The sequence below is a fragment of the Fervidicoccus sp. SLHALR4 genome (assembly GCF_058692745.1).
Genome location: NZ_CP182483.1, coordinates 1205667 through 1223692 on the forward strand (window position 1 = coordinate 1205667; position 18026 = coordinate 1223692).

The following is an 18026-nucleotide window of genomic DNA, read 5'->3' on the forward strand; positions in this document are numbered from 1 at the left end:
GACTCAGCCATTCTGAACTCCTCGCTTCTTTGTAATAGCATCGAAAAGCAGCCCAATTGCTACAGCTGCTGAGGAGATCAACAAAACAAGGGCTGAGATTGGAAGTTCCAGAAATCGAGATGTGAACACAGCTGACGCTCCAACTGCTTTGAGAGCGAGAAATGCTAGCACATCTCCAATAATCAGCGTTGCCGCAGCCGATAGCCTTGAAGCCCGCCCAATGTACCTTTCTGCCTTCAGACCTACGATCGTTATTGGGGCTAAGGGTAGGAGGAATAGAGACGTTATCACAGACAACTCAACTATGTAAGATGGCTTTAGATATGTTGCAGCTGAAGCGATGAATGTCAGAGCCAAATCGAGGGCAGCTGAGTATGCCAGCTTTTTCTTCCCGTGCAGAAATTCGGTGAATATCGAGCTGGAGACCGAGATGATTATTCCATTTGCCGTTGAAACTGCAGCGGCAATTATTGAAATGGCAATTATCCCGGAAATCGAGGGGCTCATCAAGGTCAGGAGCGTTGGAGTCAAATAATCTCTCATCAAATTTCCCGGCAGGGCTCCTTCCAAAGCTAAGAATCTCGCAAGAAGGCCAATGGAAACCGAAAGAAGCGTGTAGAAAAGGCCGAATGAAGCGAAAAATGAAGCTCCCAGCTTATAGGCCCGCTCATCTTTCTGTATGAAGAGCCTGGAGACTACTTGAGGATTCGTTATTGCGAAGAACATCCAGGGGATTGTGTAGGACAGAAATGTTGGGAAAGACCAGAAGCCTGTTATGCCGAGGTAGCCGCTTCTGCTGAGCTCTCTGCTGATTTCCGCAAATCCGCCGAAAGATAGAGCCATTCCCGCTACTGAAGAGAAGAATATAATCCCCCCTCCGAGCATCAGCAGAGCATTGTAGAGATCTGTCGTTGCTAGGCTCCACATCCCCGCAATAACTATCCATGAAGCAACTATAATGCCTGAAGATATGACAGCAGCTGCGTAGCTCATTCCACCCATCTGAAATATCACACCCAGGCCCATTATCTGCGCAGAAATGTAGGGAACCATGGCAAAGAGGAAAACCAAGGACACGATCTTCGAGAGGAACCTCGAGGAATATAGATCTCCTATCATCTGCGATGGAGATATCCACGTCTTTTCCTTAGACTTCTTCCAGATCTCGAAGCCCAGTGTAGCGAGTATGGCAACTGTGGAGAGAAGATAAAGCAGCTCGAAGCCGAGGGCTCCAGATCCTGTTGAGTATGACATTCCGACCAGGCCGATCATCATGAAGGCGCTGTAAGTCGTAGCAGCATATGCAGCTCCTGAAAGAAGAGCCCCCATCCTCCCTCCAGCAGTGTAGTATTCTCTTGTGCTCTTCACTCCCATTCTTCTGGAGAAAAAAGCTATAGCAGTGCCGATCAAGGCATAAGCTGCGAAATACAGAATAAAAAGGTTCATTTCACAGCTCACCTCTTCCAAAGGTAGATGAGCGAGGCAATTATCCATAGAATGGAGAAAGAAAGCCAGAAGAAGGGAGCTGAAGAGTTGCTCACATTTTTCAGAACAAAGTATGGGACGAGGTAGTAGAGCAGTATTATGATGGTACTGAGGAAGATGAAGGTCCTCTCCTTCAAGAGCTGCCATCTCCGAACATATGTTCGGACAAATTTATTACAGAGGGCATTTTAATTTTTTATTATGAGCAGGAGCGAATTAAGGAGAAGAGTTGTCGAGCTTCTGAGCGCCTTCCAGGGCAGCTCCATCCCGCAATCCCACATACACAGAAGCATAGATGCTTCGAAATCCCGAATAAGCGAGATCCTCGCAGAGCTCGAGAGGGAAGGTCTTATAAGGAGAAGGCGGATAGGAAGGAGCAACATTGTTGAAGTTTTATCAGGAATAAGGGAAAGGGAAGAAAAGATATTGAAGAAGAATTTGAAGCTGGGGATAGTTTTTTCCAGCGAATACCTGTTTCTCGGGCACTTCCTGAAAAAGATGAGAGAAGCTTCGTATAATGTCGAGGTGGCGGTCTACAGAAACAGCGTCGAAGCGGTTGATGATCTAGTGCATGGGAAAATAGACCTCTCGATCTCCCCCTTCGTGGGGCAGCTCCTCCTCTACCCAGTATATGAGAGCTACAAGATCCTGCCTCTAGGAATGGGGAGAGGTTACCGGGTTGTGCAAGTTGGTGAGGGCGAGACCGTTTATTCAAGCAAGCTGAGCACCATGGACTACATAAGAGGAGCTCTCTTGAGGAAGAGGGCAATCGAAGCAAGCGAAACGCGCTACTACAGCTCGCCGGATGAGCTCTTCCAGAAACCGAGAGAAAAAAGGGGCTATATAGTCACATGGCACCCGGTCTACAAGAAGTTCGAAGAAATGGGTTACAAAGCCGTTGATGTCGGGAAGGTCATGGAAAACGAGCTCTGCTGCTCCCTCGCAATCTCCAATGTGCTTGGGGAAGAGGGTCGCGAAGAGATAGCTCGTATCTACAGAGAATCCCTCTACGACTATGTTAAAATTAGAGGCAGATTCCTGGAAGCCTACTCAGCCATCGTTGGAATCGATCTGCCCCTTCTGAAGGATGCCTTGAACGAATACGAGGTGTTCGAGGGAGACGGTCCGAGAGCGGCTGAGGAGGTCCTTGCTAACGTTTCAACGAGAGTTCCCCACAAGACAGCTTTTCTCAGCGGGCTTCTGAAAGTTGCTTAGAAAAAATCAGTTGCTTAGGCTGAGGGAAGCTCCAGGAGAGAGAGCTGGAAGCTTCCTTGCTATGCTGTCAACCTTTCTCTGAACATACCACATGAAGAACTCGAGGAGCCCCCTCAGGGGAAGATATGCGGGCGACCTTAGGTAGGATTTCCTCACGATTTCCTTAGCCCAGTAAATTGAGTGGCTGTAGGTCTTGTAGAGGACCTGAATGTGCAGATCCGTCAGCATCTCTCTTCTGTAGAAGTCTTTGTTTTTCAGTGCGCCCATTGGAACGAACATCATGGGGACTATTAAGCTTCTGTATCCCTTCAGCCTGTCCAGCAGCTCTAAGGTCTCGATCAAATCCTGCTCCGTCTCCTCTGGCATTCCCACTATCAGCGTTACGGCGGGGATTATGTCGTTTTCATGCATGATCCTCATCGCCTCCTCGACTGTTTCCTGCCACTTTTCCACCGGATATGGAGCAGACTTCGCAGGCATGATCTTCTTAGCGAGCTCTATCCCCCCAGTCTCCAGGCCGACCTCAACCCCCAAGAAGTCCTGCTTTGTCTTGACCATCTCCATAACTTTGGTGATGAGCCTGTATTTTTCCTGCGCATACCTTATAGCAGCCATGCTTGCGTGGCTCCACCCAATATTGTCTACATGCCTCAAAGCAGTCTCATGCAGCTTGATGATTGGCTCTTCCCTCGGCCTGATCCCATCTCCACCGTAGAGGAGTACATCTTCGCTGTGCAGAAGCCCAGACCTCAGACCCCATCTCACATTTACAAGGATCTCTCTCTCGATCTTTTCCAGAGGCATGAATCTGAGGGGTCTGAGGGTGACACTGCAGAATTTGCAACCTCTCGGACACCCCCTCATTATCTCAACTAATCCGTTCACGCTTGGCTTGAGTATTTCAGGAATCTCATCAATTGATGGGACATCCTTTATTCCAACATAAACATAGCTTGGAAGCTCCTCCCCATTCAGGGCTTTCTTCACGAGATCACCTATTACACGCTCAGCTTCTCCGTCTACAACCGTGTCAACCCCCCACTTCTTCCACAGATCCCTCTCATAGAGCCACTGCCACGCTGCTGGACCACCCGCAATTATTCTTGCTCCGTTTTTCTTCATTTTTCTGACAGGTTCGCTCTCCATGAGCCTCTTGAAGCTTATTCTGTTTATAGGCTCCCTTCCAGTTATCAGCCACCACTCATTGCTCGGAGGTCCAAATGCGAAGTAGTCGTGGTGCCCTATCATGAGGACTTTAGCTTCATCCTCGTACAAGTGGAGGTAATCTGGATCGATTATCCTCGCTTCAATTCCTTTTCTAGCCAGTGCAGCTTCAACCTTTCTGAGCCCATACGGGGCTTCGAGAGGCTCCCCCCCATCGAGAATTTTTGGTTTTGGAGATGATATCCAGAGCCACAGCTTTTCAGGCAGGCCTACTGCTGGCCCAGTTGCCACGAAGCCAAGGAACTCCTTTCCATGATGATTGGACATCATCGTTCTGTCTGTCGTTATAACAACATCAGTCATTGGGTTCTCTCACCTCGCTTGAAAATTCTTCGGTTTTTTCACCTAATCCCCCCAGCTTCAGATTGAGCTCTTTCGCAAAATCTCTTTCAACGTAAATTTTATCGAAGGAGTTGTCCAGCAGGTTTCGGATCGTGCTCTCATTAATTTTCTTTGCGTTCAGGACCAGCGTAACTGAGTGGTTGCTTGTTATCAGCGGAAGCAGCGATGCTACAGCATCTTGAGGTTCCCCGTTGGAGAACAGTGTAACTTCCAACCTAAATCCCCTCCTCCTCGCTTCGGTGAGGAGTTCATTGACAATTTGAAGAGGAACTGCTCTTCCCCCTCTCATCAGAACAGCGACTGAGAATCCCCTGCCTTTATCGGAGCTGCTACTGAGCATTGAGGTCACCAGAGGAAATTTTGCTCAGCCCCTCCAGGATCTTGGGCAGCTTTCGATCTCTGTTGCATATGGAGCTGTCGGAAGCTATCGGCTCAAGGTGTCTTTTTATCTCAGTGAGCTGCTCCAGAATTAAGCTTGAAACGGCGTTTTCCCTCAGTTTGAATTTCATTTTTCTGCCTTCGTAGACCCGCTCAACGAGATTCTTCAGCTCCAGCTGCTTCAGCACGAATGAAACATGTCCCTTGGCGTAGCCCGTTCTCTCCACAATTTCTCTGAAGGAGAGCGGCGTCTTTGATCTCAAGAGAACCTCCAGCACTACGGCAGCCGATAGAGACAGTCCAAGTCTAAGGAAAAGCCTCGTCAATTCGAAGTCTGACATTTTGAGCACTACCTGTCAGATCTGTTTTTTATTTTCCGAACACTGCAATTATAATTAGCAATTATTGAGCTATTTAACTTTTCACTTCTACCTGCTTACCAAAACATCTACGGAACTCTGTAAGGCTCAGACCTCACACGGCTCCTCATTATTCAGCAATAGGTCGGTCATCACAGCCTAGCGTTGATTGTACCTCCAGCTCTCGCTCGTTTCTGGTTTATCTCATCAAATATGGAGCCCTGATCCTGATCTCTCCGTTTGTGAAATAGAAGATGCCTCTCCTCACTCCTTCTTTTACAATTTCATCAATCGGTACAGGAGGCCGAATTTCGTAGGATTCTCTGAACTCCTCCTCGATTTCTTCCAACTTCCACTTCCTGTTAGAGTCGGACTGGAGTATTTTTTTGACCAAATTAATTGAATCCTCATAATAATTCCAAGGATACATGTACCAGTACCAGTCCTTAACCTCTTCAGCGAAGTAATCTGGTTTGAATTTCGAGATGGGGCTTATGTACTGCATCGTGGCTGTCCTTATTTCTGCGGGCTTAGAAGCCCTCTCTATGTGCTCTCGAGCAACCTCAATGCTTTTCCCCGTATCGCAGATGTCATCGACCAGCAATACCTTCTTCTTTGACAGGTCTGTGTTGAAAGAGTATTTCACCGTGGCATTTTCAACATGCGCAGCCGTCTCGACCCAATGCTCGACTTTTATCGAAAGGAGATCGATCACCCCCAAATAATCGCAGAGGAGCCTCGCGGTTACCACTCCCCCCCTTGCTATAGCAACTATCACATCTGGAGCGTATCCATCAGCCTTTATTTTTTCACTGAGATCTCTGCTCCACTTCACTACATCTTCCCAAGTCACGAGCTTAACAGGAATCTTCGGCAGTTTCCTCACCAAGAACAATACATGCATGCTCAACTTTTATTTTATTCGGGCGTTTTTTGGTCAATGGCAACGGTTTGAGAATGAAAAAAGAAAGATCGTCAGCAAAAATCTCGAAGCTAGTTTGGCTCTTCAAAATGTATAAATGTATGAATTCCAGCAGAGATGGAAGGATAAGATTTAATCTTCCTTCGACTTCAATTTTAGGTGGGGTGCTGGACTTGGAAGATTGGATGAGAAAAGTGTCAATGAAGGAGCCTCTGAAGGCTGATATTGGAATAATAGGTGGGAGCGGCCTCTACGATGCCTCCTTCTTGAGCAATACCAAGGAGGTCTGGATAAATACCCCCTTCGGTTCACCCAGCGATGCCGTAATTGTTGGTGAGCTCGGAGGCAAGAGAGTCGCCTTCCTTCCGAGGCACGGGAGAGGCCACAGAATTCCTCCGCACAAGATCAATTACAGGGCAAACATGCTTGCCCTCAAGGCCTTGGGGGTAATGCTCGTCATTTCAGTGAGCGCCGTGGGGAGCCTCAGAGAAGACTACAGGCCGGGAGACCTGGTTGTGCCAGATCAGTTCATAGACATGACTAAGAAGAGAGAATACACATATTTCGATGGTCCTAGAGTTGCTCACGTCAGCATGGCGAAGCCGTTCTGCGAATATCTCAGAAGAGAAATCATCAGAGCAGGAGAAGAGCTCAATATTAAGATCCATGGAGGAGGAACCTACGTATGCATCGAAGGGCCGCGCTTCAGCACAACGGCGGAGAGCAGGATTTACAGGGAGGTCTTCAGAGCGGACATCATAGGGATGACTCTTGTCCCTGAAGTTAACCTGGCATGCGAGCTTGAGATGTGCTATGCTACACTGGCAATGGTTACAGATTACGATGTTTGGGCAGAGAGGCCTGTAACAGCGGAAGAAGTCTCAAGGGTCATGAGCGAAAACGTTGAGAAGGCCAAGAAAATAATTTATACGCTGATACCAAAGATAACGACGAACATTAGAGAGGAGGACTGCAGTTGCTGCAGGAGCCTGGAGGCAGCTCTTCTCTGAGCAGGGAGCTTTTGGATGAAGAAGTGGAAGAGATAATCAAAGCAGCGAGGAGCGCTGGGGAAAAGATAGAATCCTTCATAGGAAGCGATGACCCTGTTATCCTTTACGGTGGGAGGGGACACGCTGGAGCGGCTGTTCTGAAGGCATTCCTTCAGGGCCTCAGCTGGGGAAAGATACCGAAAATGGTGTCGGCAACAGACTTTCTCTACGGAACGCTTCCATATATGGATGAGAAGATCAAAGCAGTATTCTATATGGGTTCGGCAAGGGAGAGAAACCTGGCTGTCAGCCTGATAAGCGGCTTAGAAATAATGAACTCTGATTTCCTGATAGTTACTCCTATTCCAGATGACCCAGTTCTCAGGAGCAGAGCTGGGGAAGATGCTTTTGCTTCAGTTTCCGGATCACCTAACCCGATCTTGTCTGAAATCATCGCCTCAGCTTTTGCAGGGATTGGAGTTGCAAAGAAAGTTGAAAAGAGGGATGATATGAGGATCTCCAGGCTGGAAAGCGAGCTCAACTCAATCAAGGATGTCTATTCCCAGCTGATTCTAGAAAGGTGTCAGGACATTGGCGAATTTCTGAGGCAGAACGATAAGATAGATGTCGTGTTCACTCCGTTCCTCACTTCCGCAGCGCTCCTCTTCTTCTACAGGCTGATCGATTCGGGGAAGAGCTCCAGATATTTTGAAAACGATGTTGCACTATCCCTAGTGGAAAATTTGAACCCATCAATTGTGCTGTATACTTCTGTGGAGGAGGCCAGCCTGAGGGAGCTCGTATTCAGAATGCAGAAGGAGAAAAAAGTAGCCAAGCTGCTCAGATTCAACACTGATCCTCTGAGCGCGTTAATTTATGCCTCCTTCTTCTCCCGGTGCATCTCTCAGTAGAGCTTTTTTACGATCCCCAGCGATTTATCTGTCTTTTCAATGCTCCTCCTTCCTTCGCTTTCAAGCTCAAGTGCAGCTCTCACAGCATCGATGTTTTCCGGTATGACAATGCTTTCATTCCCCGTTGCCCACATCAAATAGAGCTCGTTTTCCTCGACTTTCATCAGATCTTCCCATACAGGCACCTCATAGAGATCCCCCCTGCTCCTGTTCAAGTCCCTCGCCAGCTCAAAAACGCTGTTCAATCCAGCAACTCCATCGCTTATCCTGACAAATGATACCCTAGGCTCCTCGTTCAAAGCGCTCACCACGTCTTCAAGCTTCACGGCATCTTTGAACTCGATCATGCCCGTGTGGAGGTGGAAGAGGTTGTGGCTTCCCTTTACTGCTATTGTGTATATGTTGAGCCCCTCTACAACTGTCTTTGCATCCTCTCCTTGATGGCTCGGAACCTTGGTCTCAGGCACCACAGTGTTCATAATTCCACTTTCATGGCTCTCCCACACATCCACAGCCCTCCTTATTATGGTGACCCTGGCCTTTTTTATTCCAAGCTTCTCGTGAAGCCCGCCTACCACCCTTGATATAGCCGTAGTATTGCAGCTCACAACTCTTATGAACTGCTTGCCTAGGGCTTTTTCATAGTTCCTCTGAGCAACAAAGCTGACTTCAGCGATGCTCGCCTTTTCTCCACCCTGGAATATCGCCTTCAGTCCATGCTTCTTGTATAGGTTCTCCTTGTTTTTGGTGCCAATATCCTTTGGAGTAGCATCGACAACAACATCGACACCTCCGAGGCGGATCAGCTCTTCCACAGTGCCTTCCACCTCTATCCCAGCAGCCTTCATCTTCTGGACTGCCTCAGGAACTGCAGCGTATACTTTGTAGCCCTTTTTCACAGCAAGCTTGATTCTCCAGTCTGATGAGACATCTCCTATCCCAACAAGCTCCATATCATCCTGCAACCTGACAGCATCTGCAACTCGCTTCCCTATCACTCCATATCCCATAACCAAGACTCTGGCTTTACTCTTCATGCTCAATCACAGAAATAATTCAGGCTTCAATCATATTTATATGTTTCAAATTACCTTTCTTTTCTGAGAAGCATTTTTCAATGAGAAAAGTTATTATGATGGATTAATTAGGGATGCATGTACATTTTTCCAAAGGGGAATGATATGGGAGAACAGCTTTACCAGGGAGCAACAGTAGTTGGAATAAAATTTCAGAAGGGGGTCGTCATAGCAGGGGAGAGGAGAATGACTTACGGGAGCTACATTCAGAGCTCCAATGCCAGGAAGGTCTTCCTGATAAATGAGAGAATGGGCATAGGAGCAGCGGGAATGGTCGGCGATCTCCAGAACATAATAAGGCTTCTCAGGGAAGAGATGAGGTACTACGAAAACGAAACGAAGAACAGGATGAAGGTGAGGAGCGCAGCGAAGCTCCTTTCCAATATTCTCTATTCTCTCAAGATATTTCCCGCGATGGCCGAGTTCATCGTGGGAGGAATTGAAGACGGCGCTCCTGTTCTAGCAGTGCTGGATCCCGTTGGTTCTGTGCTGGAGGATGATTTCGTAGCCGTCGGTTCTGGAGGAAGCATTGCAATAGGCGTCATAGAAGAGCTCTACAGGCCGGATCTGGGAGAGAGCGAGGCAGTCGAACTTGCAGTGAAAGCCGTGAAGCAGGGGATAAGAAGGGACGCCCTGTCAGGTGGAGACATAGACTACGTAGTGATCTCGGTAGAGAAAAGCTATGAAGGAAAGAGCAAGCTGTAATCTCTGCTGACGCTGTCTCTTGGGTGCCTCACCTGATGCACTTCAGCTACGAGGTTGCCGCTAAAGATCAAGAAAAAATGTCTGAGCTGATAGCAGAAGAGGGGACGGGGAAGGAATACGTCAGAATTTTGGGGCTGGATGCTTCCTACCGCGGGGGATTCACCATCTCAGCTGCTGTTATATACAATGCTCTGAAGGGCGAAATCGAAAGAGCTTCTTCAGCCATCGTGAAGACGAAAATACCTTATGTTCCCGGATTTCTTGGCTTCAGAGAGATGCCTGCCTTCATGGCTGCCCTTTCAAGAATAGAGATCGATTCTGTAGACTTAGTTCTCGTTGACGGCCACGGGAGGTTCCACCCCAGGCTTGCTGGCTCCGCTTCGCACCTATACCTCGCTCTGAAAAAGCCAACAGTTGGTGTTGCAAAGAGGCCTTTGAAGGCGGATTACCTTGATGAAAGGGGGAATATCTGGTTGAAGGGAAGGATAGTCGGGAAAATACTGAGTGAACCTGAAGGATCTCGAAAGCTGTACGTGAGCGTTGGTGGTGGAATAAGTTTGGAAGAAGCCTCCAGTGTGGTGAGCAAGCTGAGAAAGGATCCCGGTCTTCCTGCTCCCCTGAATTTTGCGGACAAAATCAGCAAGATGGTGATGAAGCGTGTTGTATCAGGACGCTAAGAAGCTCTTATTCATTTTGCTCGTTTTGAACGGTAAAAGGAGAGCGAGGATAGTTCAATCAGCGGTTTCAAAGCAGCTCGGGGTCAGCCAGCAAACTGTATCAAGGCTTCTCAAAACGCTTGAGGAAAAGGGGTACATCGTGAGAACTGTGAAAGGGAGGGGAGAGTTCATTGAAATGACTGAGAATGGCATGAGAGCGGCTGAAGAGCTTTTTGGTTCAATTCAGAGGCTGCTCTCGGAGGAGAGAGGAGTAATAGTTCTCGAGGGGAGAGTAGTGAGCGGCTTGGGGGAAGGTAGGTACTATATGAAGCTTCCCTACTACAGAGACAAGATCGCAGAGCTCCTCAACTTCGTCCCCTATCCCGGAACTCTGAATGTGCAGCTAGAAGGAGATTCTCTGATGAAGAGATTAGCATTGACAAAGGACAGTGGGCTGAGGATCGAAGGATACAAAAACGAAGAGAGGTACTATGGAGGCGCTACAGTTTTCAGAGCGAGAATCAATGGATATGAAAAGGCAGGAATAATCATTCCGGACAGGACGAGCCATCCAAAGGATGTGATTGAAATAATTTCTCCAATATATCTGAGGGGTGAGCTCGGCTTGAAAGACGGCGACAGAGTAGTCATAGAGGTAAGTCTGGAAAACGGTGGGCTTCGTTGATTCCAGCGGGCGATGAAAACATTGAGGTGGAGAGGCCGGTCGTAAACGAGCTCTTGATACTCATAAATGTCGCGATTTTCCTGGCTACATACTTCAAGCCCGGCTTGTTTCTACCTGGGGCTACCAGCATCGATGACATAGTGAATGCATACGGATTCAAGCCTTACTTTCTCCTGAAGGGGGAAAACCTCTGGAGCATATTTACAGCAATGTTCATACATGCCGATTTTGCTCACATACTTGGGAACATGCTCTACCTGTACATTTTTGGAGACAATGTAGAAGCAGCGCTGGGAAAGGTGAGGTACCTCGTTTTTTACTTTCTCTCTGGCATAGGCGCAGCCATCTTTCACGTGTTCAGTGTATGGATTTCCGTTTCCCTCTCGCCTCAAGCGGCCTACGGTTCGCTCACCAATCCTTGGCTTGTTCCTGCAGTAGGGGCAAGCGGGGCAATCAGCGGAGTTCTCGGAGCATATTTGATATTGTACCCTGCAGGAACAGTCAGAGCTGTAGGTCTTTGGTTCATTGTTCCCGTTTTATTCAAGATCCCTGCGATAGCCTTCATAGGATTTTGGTTCATTTATCAGTTGATCCTGGCATTCTTTTCCCTCTTGGGCCCATATGTTGGGATAGCATTCTGGGCTCACGTCGGGGGGTTCATAACCGGCATAGCGCTTGTTCCAGTTTTAGCAGATAAGAACAGGTTGAGGATGCTCAGAGCGCTCGCTAGTTTGAGAAGATATTTTTCAATTTAAGCCCGCCTTCGATTGGCAGAAATGATTTTAAACGTATTAATTTCAGTTAATTTTCAGCTATGATGCCGTGCGAGTCTAGGAGGAAAAACCAGTGATGAAATGGGAAACCAGAATACTGCTGATCTTCCTTTTTTCTTTCCTCGGCGGTCTCTTCAAAATAATTGGCGGGGTCGCGTACAGCTCAAAATCCGTTTTCGTAGACGCTCTGACTTCTATTGCGAACTTCTTATCTCTCGTTTTGACTTTCACCTATCTGCAGAAGAGCTACGAGCCGCCCGACAAGGATCACCACTTCGGCCACTACAGATTGAAGTTTGGAGGATCGATCTTCACTCTAATGACCTATTCTTTCGTTGCAGGAATAGCCTTAATTGAGGTCATATCCCCCAAGCCGTATGAGGTTTCTATAGGAGCACCTGTCATGGCTGGCATTGGGCTCATGTTCTATCTCGCTTCAATTATCCTCTCCTCCAGATCGAAAGAAGAAACATTGAAGTACTACGCTGCATTCACCCTCAGCGAGGTAATCGAGGGGATCACCGTGGTCATTTCATCTTTGGTTGGAGCTATATTCAGCTACCTCGTGGACTACTTCGGCTCAGTCGCGCTCACAGTTTACATATTTTATGAGCTGTACGAGTCGTTCAAAAAGATAACCGTCAGAATAAGCGATGTTGCTCCGCCGGAATCAATTCTCAATTCGATTAAGAAGAAGTTTGAAGATGAAGGGTTTAAAGTCGAAGAAATCAAGATGAGATACATAGATGAAAGCAGAATGGAGGGTCACGTAACAATAGAAGATGCTGGAAAGAGCCCGGCTGAGGAAGAAATTCTTGATAAAATAAAAAGAGACATTTATGATACTTACCAGGCGGATGTATACATAGAGAGAAAAAAATCTGGGTTCAGAGAATTGGAGTCCACTTAGCAAACATCTGTAGGTGCGAGGGAACAGAGTTAGCAGATATGTAGGCAGCCAGCAATCCTGTTAGGATCAGCAGCACAGCTTCCAATGCCAGCAACCCTTTGTTCACGTTGCTCCTGTCTAACTGGTATGTGACAAAATAGAAGAGAACTGATGAGAGTCCCGCTCCGCCGAACAGCAGAAATAGGGCAAGTGGTTCCTTTGTCATATTATTCACGTACTCCAGTGTTCCATAGTATATTGTCACTAGGCCCAAAACCAATGCTAAAAATCCAACATACTCGAGCTTGGTTCCGTTTCTAATGCAGATTGCGATGGCTATAAGCCCTATTCCAAGAAGTGTATATAGATCGTAGAAAAGGATGTTGTAGCTCCCAGGAAGAGGCCAGAGCAGATTGCCAAAAACTCCTGCTACCGCTATATATATTCCGGGCAGAAGCAGTGGAGGGTAGAGGGGCTTCAGCTCTGCCAGTATCTCGCCCTGAACCGAGTGAAATCTCATCAATTTCAGCAACGCATATGCTATCAATATCAAACTTCCAGCCATAGCAAATAGTTGAGCAGTAAGAGATCTATGAACAGAGCCATTTATATCCACCTGAAAGACTTCTGCTTGAAAATATCAAAATATTTCTTACATATATACTGAAATATTCTCAAATATTCTAAAATAATTCTTTTAAAGTCTTTTCGCGCTCTTGGCTCATTTTACTCGAAGATAATTGACACAGATTCTCTGAATTTCAAGATAAAACATCATACCTTTTCATGTAAACTAAAGGACGAGTTTTCCGCAAGGGTAGAGAGAGGCACGAAGAGAGTACTTCCTTCAGGAGATATCTGAAGCTTCCCGTAATTCTTCAGTGCTCTACTGTTGCTGGCTTCAAGTCCATTTAGTAGAGCTGAAGTATTTTAACGTCTAAAACGAAAATTTTCAGATAGTAAGTAATATAAAACCATGAGATAGGATATTTTGTTTGAGCGGGGGTGCCCGAGCATGGCCAAAGGGGTCGGACTGAGGCTCCGATGGAGTAGTCCTGCGTGGGTTCAAATCCCACCCCCCGCACTTTCTGCTTGAAAGCCTGCCACTGTCAAAGCACGAACTTCTTGATCAGAGCGTAGTAAGCTGCCAAGCTGAATACTGCTACAGAAATCAATATGAATGCCAGTATTACCCATATGGCAGGAGAGATCGAAGAGATTGAAATCATGTAGTTGAAGAAATCGCTCACTTTCATTCCTGTATCACCAGTGACGACCATATATGGATAGCGAGAACCGTCGTTTATGAATTCGCCAAGCATAGCTGTGATTATAGCTATAATTCCCAGCATTTTCGAATAGCCTGGGATTTCATTTTGATTCAGCTTGTAGTAGAGAAAGATACCGGCAATGAAAAGCAGCGAGGCCAGCCCTAGCTTGACGAAGAATATGGGAGAAAAGCTTCCTACAACTACTTCCTTAAAAACATATCCGGCGTGGGCATAAAGGGCCGATAGATAGAAGAAGCCGACAACAGGCTGCATTACCAGGAAAATCAGGCCAAATGGGAGGGCTTTTCTCGCTGCCCACGCATCTTTTTCCAGCGCGAATATGGAAACCAGCACAAATCCTCCCACGGAAATAGAAGCGATGAATGTGTGTGCATACAAGTCCCAAAAGACGGTGCTTGTATAGGCGAGGAAAGGTGATGGGGATTGGCCCATCATAAAAGCGGAAAGTGCTGTTGGGGAAGTTATTTCGGCAAATATTGTTCTGAAGCCGAAAGGTATGCCGAAACCGGATATGGCCATTATGAACCCTATTGCGCTGTGGATCTTTGGGGAAATTTTTCCCCATGTATACCAGAAGACTGCTATCGATGGGACTCTGATCATTATGCTGATTATCGATATTGCAATTGGAGTAAAGAGCACGTTAGTTGCCAAAGCTGTAAGCGAGGGAAAGAAGCCCGCTAAGAAAACAGTTATGACTGTTCCGAGGACCGCAGAGAACAGCTCGGTCACTATCATTAACCTGAAGCTCTTTCTTGTCAGCAATTCTAAGCTGTCATCCTTCCTGGCATAGGAAAGGTATCTATAAATGGCCGTGAACAATCCCACGCCGAGCGTTACTGATACAAATCCTATGTGAAGAACTACAGCAAGCCCGAGGAGGGTGAAGCCTATAAGCTCACCGCCCATCATTCTCACCCCTGATTCTCTCCATCATTTTAGAAAACTGCTCCGAAACTTTTTCACCTTTTAAAGCAACAAAAGCCATAGCGAATAGGCCCAAAAGATTGACGGCGAGTATCACGGAAAATGCTAAGAGGAGAAAAGAGGAAGAGTAAGCATAGCTAACTGAAGTTGAAACATCTGAGGAATATAGAATTCCATAGACTGTCCAAGGCTTCCTTCCAACTTCCCTCACATACCATCCCAGCACAGCTGCAGTAGCAGCACCAATGGATATCAAGAGGGAGAGAGCGAAAATGCTCAGCCTCCTGTTATTTCTGAATATTTTCTCCTCAATCATTTTTGAAATTGGTGTTATGAGAGGAATGCTGTATAGAAGCCCTGCCATAGCAAGCGTTGCTAGGAGAGCAATAGCTCCTCCTGTTATTTTTGTGTAGTACAAAGTGTGAATCGTTTGAACCAGGCTTTTGTCTGCGTTAAGGTCCTTTATGCACACTTCTGAAGCATTGATGCTCAGGGTATCCTTTATAGCTTGGTCGCTGACATTTAATCCAAGAGTTTCAGCTATAGAATATATTTTGTCTGCTGTGAGGTTCAGCGAGGCTGCTATATCGTTTAGAGTTAGATTTCCCAAACTGTAGCATGAGTTGATGTAATATTCCAGACCAGGTATCTGCTGATTCGGATTTCCATAGGCAAGCAGACCCATCAATGGATCAGAGACATTCTGCATAGCTCCTTCCATCATCGAGAATTTTGTTGGGTTGTACTCCACAACTGAAGTACCCATGAGGTGGCCGAAGAGAGTTGGCTGAAGTACCATGAGAACTAGGAATGGCACAAAGAAGGCAGATATTATCTCGATATACTTTCTGTCTCCAGTCTTGTAGAATCTGAAAGACCATGCTAGTGTTGCTATAGACATCCCGATAATTATGGCTGCTGTTATATTATGTATATCGCTCGAAAGGTTGTAGGGATTCTTCAATGCCACATAGGGATCGTTTATGACCAGCCCAATCTTCTGGGCTACACTCGGATCCTGAATTATCGATTGAAGAGGCAGACCTGTCGAAATCAATAGAACCTTTATTGCGAAGAGAACCGGCAGGTTCATTTCAGTAGGTCCATATGTTGGCATGAATGGATATAGTTGCTCAGCCAAATTTCCTGTACCCCACGGAGAGACCATCCAAGAATTTACCGAAGTTATCAGAACTCCCGAGAGGACAGCGAATAACCAGTAAGCAGTAATAATAACTACGCTCTTTTTCGCGGAAAATTTTCCAAGCGTTACGTAAAAGAGAACTAGGAGGGCAACTTCCATCACGAAAGCAATTAGCTCTAGAGCCAGAGGCATCAGCGCTGAAGTGGCAATGGCAAGAATGGTACCAGGCCAAATCTGAACCAAACCAAATTCAACTAGAGTACCCGTTATAGCACCCAAACCGAAATTCATCATTAATATTATTGTAGAGATTTTAGCGGCCCTGAAGTAGGTTTCACTTCTGGTTTTATTGTACTTCAGCAATAGGAAAATTATTGTTAAAGGCAAGCCCAGTGTTATGCTTATATATATAGCGTGAAAGTATATGCCCATAGCCGAGAGAGTCAGCAGACCTCCAACGCCCATTAGAACACCTGACTATCTTTTTGTTATGATATTATTAATAAATTTTACTCATATTTTGTATATACGTAAAATTGTTATAACATTTTAAACGCTGAAACAAGAGGCAAAACGCTCTTGTTTTTTAAAAAACAAAAATGATGTCTATTATGAACTGCAATTTGCATTAAATTATTAAAGAATAATCGTTTTTTTATATTAGAGAGCAAAAAATTAAAAATTAATAAAGTTTTTATATCACATCACTTGTTAAAACAAAAACAGTAGTCATATTATGGTGCAGTGGAAAAAATATATTCTGATATTTGCGATAGCTGCCGGCTTTCTAATCGGTATGGGTGTTGGGTTTGGATTCGGAAAATCTGCAGGCGTCCTGAAGCCTCTGGGGGATTTCTTCATCAGACTGATGAGAATGATAGTGACGCCGTTGGTCATTGTGACAATTTCAGCAGCTGTAGCGCAGATCGCTGATCTGAGAAAGCTCGGAAAGCTGGTAATCGGTACTTTCTTCTTCTTCATCTTGCTGTCTATAATAGCTGCTTCATTGATGCTTGGAGCAGCGCTGTATTTCAAACCCGGAGCAGGTGTTGGTCTGAAGCCTCCAGCCGGCTACACCCCCCCTACACCACCGACTGTAACTGACATCTTGCTAAATTTGGTGCCAACTGATTTCGGAAATATATTAACTGTCAGTGGACTTCTTCAAGCGATAGTCTTTTCAATACTGTTCGGGTTGGCTGTTAGCTTGATGGGAGACAAAGGAAGACCTATATCGGACGCGCTTCTGAAGCTATCTGATGTAATGTTGAAGCTCACAGGTATAATTATGTGGTATGCACCCATCGGTGTGTTCGGGTATGCCGCTTAGGTGATTGGAACATACGGCACGGGAATTCTCGAAGCTTACGGCAGGCTTCTCGCGGTCGACTACGCAATAAGCCTCTTTTACTTCTTCGTTGGTTATACTATAGTTGTCTGGGCCTCTGGGATGAATCCGCTCAAATACTGGTACGCCATTATTGAACCAGCAATTGTAGCATTTTCCACAAGGAGCAGCGCCGTAACCCTCCCAGTTAACTTCAGGGCTGCAAAGAGATTGAACGTGCCGGATTATGTAGCTCAGCTGGTTCTCCCAACGGGAGCAACGTGTCATATGGATGGAACAGCTATGTATCAAGTTCTATCTACAGTTTTCATCGCGCAAGCTTTCGGCTTAACCATAGCACCTTCACTCTATCCAACCATAGTGCTCGTTGGAGCATTGGCTGCGGTGGCTACTGCTGCTGTACCAAGCGGAGGGCTGCTGATGCTTGCAATGACTGTTGGTGCAGCAGGAATGCCGCTTGAAGGTATAGCGCTTATAGCACCGATAGACCCATTGATGGACATGCTCAGAACAATGATCAATGCGGAAGGCGACGTAGCTGTTTCCACATTGATAGCTAGAATAATGGAAGGGCCTAGGTGGTGGGAAAAAGCTCAGCCTCAGGCCTGATTCTTTTCTAATAGAAACCTTTTTTTAGCTAAAAATGAATATAGCAGAACAAAGATTTTATTTATAAAGCGAATATCAAGTAGAAAGATGATGGCCT

General features: G+C 46.2%; 18 protein-coding genes, 1 tRNA gene and 1 pseudogene. 10 read left to right on the plus strand and 10 right to left on the minus strand.

Annotated features, from left to right (window positions below):
• Positions 1-3: 3 nt before the first annotated feature.
• A complete protein-coding gene (locus ACLGLO_RS06500; RefSeq protein WP_492128097.1) occupies positions 4-1446 on the minus strand; it encodes a sodium:solute symporter family transporter in 1443 nt (480 codons plus the stop codon).
• An 8-nt stretch (positions 1447-1454) separates the two neighbouring features.
• Positions 1455-1622, minus strand: a complete 168-nt coding sequence (locus ACLGLO_RS06505; protein ID WP_492128098.1) for a hypothetical protein — start codon at positions 1620-1622, stop codon at positions 1455-1457.
• Positions 1623-1686: 64 nt separating this feature from the next.
• Between ACLGLO_RS06505 and ACLGLO_RS06510 the strand changes: the two genes are divergently transcribed.
• Entirely contained in the window at positions 1687-2700 is a 1014-nt protein-coding gene (locus tag ACLGLO_RS06510; RefSeq protein WP_492128099.1) for a DUF7343 domain-containing protein, read from the plus strand.
• A gap of 6 nt (positions 2701-2706) precedes the next feature.
• Here ACLGLO_RS06510 and ACLGLO_RS06515 read toward each other — a convergent pair whose 3' ends face one another.
• The 4 genes from ACLGLO_RS06515 to ACLGLO_RS06530 all read right to left on the minus strand — a co-directional run bounded on the left by ACLGLO_RS06515 (position 2707) and on the right by ACLGLO_RS06530 (position 5880).
• A complete protein-coding gene (locus ACLGLO_RS06515) occupies positions 2707-4227 on the minus strand; it encodes a B12-binding domain-containing radical SAM protein (protein ID WP_492128100.1) in 1521 nt (506 codons plus the stop codon).
• Positions 4220-4606, minus strand: a complete 387-nt coding sequence (locus ACLGLO_RS06520) for a hypothetical protein (RefSeq protein WP_492128101.1) — start codon at positions 4604-4606, stop codon at positions 4220-4222. The genes ACLGLO_RS06515 and ACLGLO_RS06520 overlap by 8 nt, the downstream gene beginning before the upstream one ends.
• Positions 4596-4985, minus strand: a complete 390-nt coding sequence (locus ACLGLO_RS06525; protein WP_492128102.1) for a MarR family transcriptional regulator — start codon at positions 4983-4985, stop codon at positions 4596-4598. Before ACLGLO_RS06525 ends, ACLGLO_RS06520 begins: the two co-directional genes overlap by 11 nt.
• Before the next feature lie 217 nt (positions 4986-5202).
• Entirely contained in the window at positions 5203-5880 is a 678-nt protein-coding gene (locus tag ACLGLO_RS06530) for a phosphoribosyltransferase (protein ID WP_492129159.1), read from the minus strand.
• Positions 5881-6110: 230 nt separating this feature from the next.
• On the opposite strand from ACLGLO_RS06530, the gene ACLGLO_RS06535 reads away from it, so the two are divergent.
• On the plus strand, positions 6111-6935 hold the full coding sequence (locus tag ACLGLO_RS06535; RefSeq protein WP_492129160.1) for an S-methyl-5'-thioadenosine phosphorylase: 825 nt from the start codon (positions 6111-6113) through the stop codon (positions 6933-6935).
• Positions 6902-7825: a hypothetical protein gene (locus tag ACLGLO_RS06540; protein WP_492128103.1), complete on the plus strand. Its 924-nt coding sequence runs from the start codon at positions 6902-6904 to the stop codon at positions 7823-7825. The genes ACLGLO_RS06535 and ACLGLO_RS06540 overlap by 34 nt, the downstream gene beginning before the upstream one ends.
• Here the strand turns inward: ACLGLO_RS06540 and ACLGLO_RS06545 are convergent.
• Positions 7819-8862, minus strand: a complete 1044-nt coding sequence (locus ACLGLO_RS06545) for a type II glyceraldehyde-3-phosphate dehydrogenase (protein ID WP_492129161.1) — start codon at positions 8860-8862, stop codon at positions 7819-7821. The two genes, ACLGLO_RS06540 and ACLGLO_RS06545, sit on opposite strands and share 7 nt — an antisense overlap.
• A 144-nt stretch (positions 8863-9006) precedes the next feature.
• On the opposite strand from ACLGLO_RS06545, the gene ACLGLO_RS06550 reads away from it, so the two are divergent.
• The 5 genes from ACLGLO_RS06550 (at position 9007) to ACLGLO_RS06570 (ending at position 12630) form a co-directional block, all read left to right on the plus strand.
• On the plus strand, positions 9007-9606 hold the full coding sequence (locus tag ACLGLO_RS06550; RefSeq protein WP_492128104.1) for an Ntn hydrolase family protein: 600 nt from the start codon (positions 9007-9009) through the stop codon (positions 9604-9606).
• A 23-nt stretch (positions 9607-9629) separates the two neighbouring features.
• A complete protein-coding gene (locus ACLGLO_RS06555) occupies positions 9630-10283 on the plus strand; it encodes an endonuclease V (protein WP_492128105.1) in 654 nt (217 codons plus the stop codon).
• Positions 10264-10947 carry a DUF120 domain-containing protein gene (locus ACLGLO_RS06560; protein ID WP_492128106.1) on the plus strand — a complete coding sequence of 228 codons (684 nt, stop codon included), beginning with the start codon at positions 10264-10266 and terminating at the stop codon, positions 10945-10947. The genes ACLGLO_RS06555 and ACLGLO_RS06560 overlap by 20 nt, the downstream gene beginning before the upstream one ends.
• Positions 10944-11702, plus strand: coding sequence for a rhomboid family intramembrane serine protease (locus ACLGLO_RS06565; protein WP_492128107.1), 759 nt, complete (start codon positions 10944-10946; stop codon positions 11700-11702). Before ACLGLO_RS06560 ends, ACLGLO_RS06565 begins: the two co-directional genes overlap by 4 nt.
• A 94-nt stretch (positions 11703-11796) precedes the next feature.
• Positions 11797-12630, plus strand: coding sequence for a cation diffusion facilitator family transporter (locus ACLGLO_RS06570; RefSeq protein ID WP_492129162.1), 834 nt, complete (start codon positions 11797-11799; stop codon positions 12628-12630).
• Here the strand turns inward: ACLGLO_RS06570 and ACLGLO_RS06575 are convergent.
• On the minus strand, positions 12608-13174 hold the full coding sequence (locus tag ACLGLO_RS06575; protein ID WP_492128108.1) for a DUF981 family protein: 567 nt from the start codon (positions 13172-13174) through the stop codon (positions 12608-12610). The genes ACLGLO_RS06570 and ACLGLO_RS06575 overlap by 23 nt on opposite strands.
• A 434-nt stretch (positions 13175-13608) precedes the next feature.
• Here ACLGLO_RS06575 and ACLGLO_RS06580 point away from each other — a divergent pair.
• A tRNA-Leu gene (locus ACLGLO_RS06580) sits at positions 13609-13693 on the plus strand.
• A 25-nt stretch (positions 13694-13718) separates the two neighbouring features.
• Here ACLGLO_RS06580 and ACLGLO_RS06585 read toward each other — a convergent pair.
• Entirely contained in the window at positions 13719-14810 is a 1092-nt protein-coding gene (locus tag ACLGLO_RS06585) for a cytochrome ubiquinol oxidase subunit I (RefSeq protein WP_492128109.1), read from the minus strand.
• Positions 14800-16437: a cytochrome ubiquinol oxidase subunit I gene (locus ACLGLO_RS06590; protein ID WP_492128110.1), complete on the minus strand. Its 1638-nt coding sequence runs from the start codon at positions 16435-16437 to the stop codon at positions 14800-14802. Before ACLGLO_RS06590 ends, ACLGLO_RS06585 begins: the two co-directional genes overlap by 11 nt.
• Before the next feature lie 271 nt (positions 16438-16708).
• Here ACLGLO_RS06590 and ACLGLO_RS06595 point away from each other — a divergent pair.
• Positions 16709-17929, plus strand: a pseudogene (locus ACLGLO_RS06595) (dicarboxylate/amino acid:cation symporter).
• The last annotated feature ends 97 nt before the right edge of the window (positions 17930-18026 follow it).